Source organism: Vibrio sp. HI00D65, assembly GCF_001635455.1.
In the GTDB taxonomy this organism is placed as follows: domain Bacteria; phylum Pseudomonadota; class Gammaproteobacteria; order Enterobacterales; family Vibrionaceae; genus Vibrio.
Genome location: NZ_LWEH01000441.1, coordinates 1 through 2,108 on the forward strand (window position 1 = coordinate 1; position 2,108 = coordinate 2,108).

3 protein-coding genes are annotated in these 2,108 nt (G+C 47.1%); 2 read left to right on the plus strand and 1 reads right to left on the minus strand.

Features of this window, described 5'->3' with window-relative positions:
* Positions 1-498 (plus strand): HAD-IIB family hydrolase (locus A3712_RS21775; RefSeq protein WP_157618850.1); only part of this gene is annotated, 498 nt, incomplete at its 5' end.
* Positions 499-564: 66 nt separating this feature from the next.
* Here A3712_RS21775 and A3712_RS21780 read toward each other — a convergent pair.
* Positions 565-1,032: an EVE domain-containing protein gene (locus A3712_RS21780; protein ID WP_063525009.1), complete on the minus strand. Its 468-nt coding sequence runs from the start codon at positions 1,030-1,032 to the stop codon at positions 565-567.
* Between the two features lie 39 nt (positions 1,033-1,071).
* Here A3712_RS21780 and A3712_RS21785 point away from each other — a divergent pair.
* A partial coding sequence (locus A3712_RS21785) for a COG3650 family protein (protein ID WP_063525010.1) occupies positions 1,072-2,108 on the plus strand: 1,037 nt, incomplete at its 3' end.

Below are 2,108 nucleotides of genomic sequence, written 5' to 3' on the forward strand. Positions count from 1 at the left end.
ATTCACATGTACCAAAATGAAGATTGGCTACTCGATCGTGAAGATGAAATGCTAGCTAAGTTCCACAGTGAATCTGGCTTCAGCTACAAACGCTTTGAAGCAGATAATGCGCCGAGCGATGGCATTGCCAAGGTCTTCTTCACTCACCCAGAGCAAGACCACGAACACCTAGTCACGTTTGAGCAAAAGCTAAAAGAAGCATTTGGAGACAAGTTAAACGTTGCCTTCTCAACACCTTGGTGTCTGGAAGTGATGGCCGCTGAAGTATCTAAAGGCCATGCTTTAGACGCTGTCGCGAAATCTCTGAACCTAACGCTGGATAACTGTGTTGCCTTTGGTGATGGTATGAATGACACTGAGATGCTGGCAATGGCAGGTAAAGGTCTAATCATGGGCACATCACACGAGAAAGTGATGCAGGCACTACCAGACAATGAAGTGATTGGTAGCAACGCTGACGATGCCGTTGCGCACTACTTAGAGAAACACCTACTGTAGACAAGCCCATCATACAAAAAGGCAGCCAATGGCTGCCTTTTTTGAACCTTACGCTAAAAGCTTCCTCTAACAAGAACCGAGCACTTCTTTGCTTAAGATCGCCTGCCACTCTTGTTCCGTCACAGGCATGATCGATAAACGATTGCCGCGCTTCACCAAAGGCATTTCAGATAATTCAGGCATGGCTTTAAGAGTCGCTAATGGAATCAAGCGTTCAGTCACTCGAACAAATTCGACATCAACCATTATCCAGCGCGGATTATCGGGTGAAGATTTCGGGTCGTAGTAATCACTCTCGGGATCGAATTGAAAATGGTCTGGATAGGCTTCCCTGATTACTTTTGCGATCCCCGCTACGCCCACTTTTTTACATGATGAGTGGTATATCATCACCAGGTCGCCAAGCTTGACCTCATCACGCATCATGTTTCGAGCTTGATAGTTACGAACTCCCTCCCAACAAGAGGTTTTTTGTACTCTCAGCGTATGAATAGAAAAAGTGTCGGGTTCTGTTTTAAATAACCAATATGCCATAATAAATCCAATTAACGGTTGCTCCGAGGAAGATATAACATGAAGGTAATGAAAAACCCAGTGACATGGCTAGCCGCATTCGCGCTACAAGGCTGTGTAACCGCTCCAGAAACACCGCAACAACCTGAAGTTCCACCAGCAACCTTGGATGAACCTCTGAGTGTTCAACCACAAACCTTCATCATGCGCGGTCAAGTTGTGGTAGGCCATGAAAGCCGCACGTTTACCCCTTGTGGTAGCCAACAACAATACTGGTTAGATATGTCCCCTGAGCTAGCACTAGAAGCACAAGGGCTAGCAGCCAGACCTTATCAAGCTCTGTATGGCGAACTGATTGGCCACCTTACCGTGCCTAGCAAAACCGGCTACAACGCTGATTTCACAGCACGCTTCGTGGTTGACCAAGTCAATATCTTAACGGCAGAAAACCCTGAACGCTGCAACCAACCACTGCGCTCCACACGAGTCTTCGGCAATGAACCATTCTGGTCAGCCACCTTTGATAAAGACCAGCTGACTTATATCAAGATGGGCGAAGCGCCTCAGGCTCTCAACATCGAATCAAGCCGCACCACGCAAAGCAGTCGTGATTACCAACTAGAAGGTAAAGCAACACAAGGCGAGCTCAATCTGAAGAAAGAGAGCTGCAGCGACGGCATGAGTGACTCTATCTACGGCTGGGAAGCAAAACTCAACCTGAATGAAGACAACTACACCGGCTGTGCAACGGTTTCAAATCAAGATCCTACATTGGACTGGAGTGGTACTTATTTCGCTAGCTCAACGCAGAACTCAGGGTTCTCTATTAACCTAGAGCTCAACGATGACCATAGCGCAGTGACAACCTACTCTTACAGCAACGGTGATCCTTCTATTGTTGAGCAAGGCTTCTGGCAGCAACTCAACCAAAACCAAGTTCAGGTTGTCATGACTCGCCACCAGCAACAATACCTGATATCCGAGCGTATCTTCACACACGATAACGGTAAGCTTATCGCAGAGAAAGAAAAGGTCGGCAATATCGTCTACCCGATTGCCAACGGTGGTCTAGTACTATTTGAAGCAAAGCCTGTACA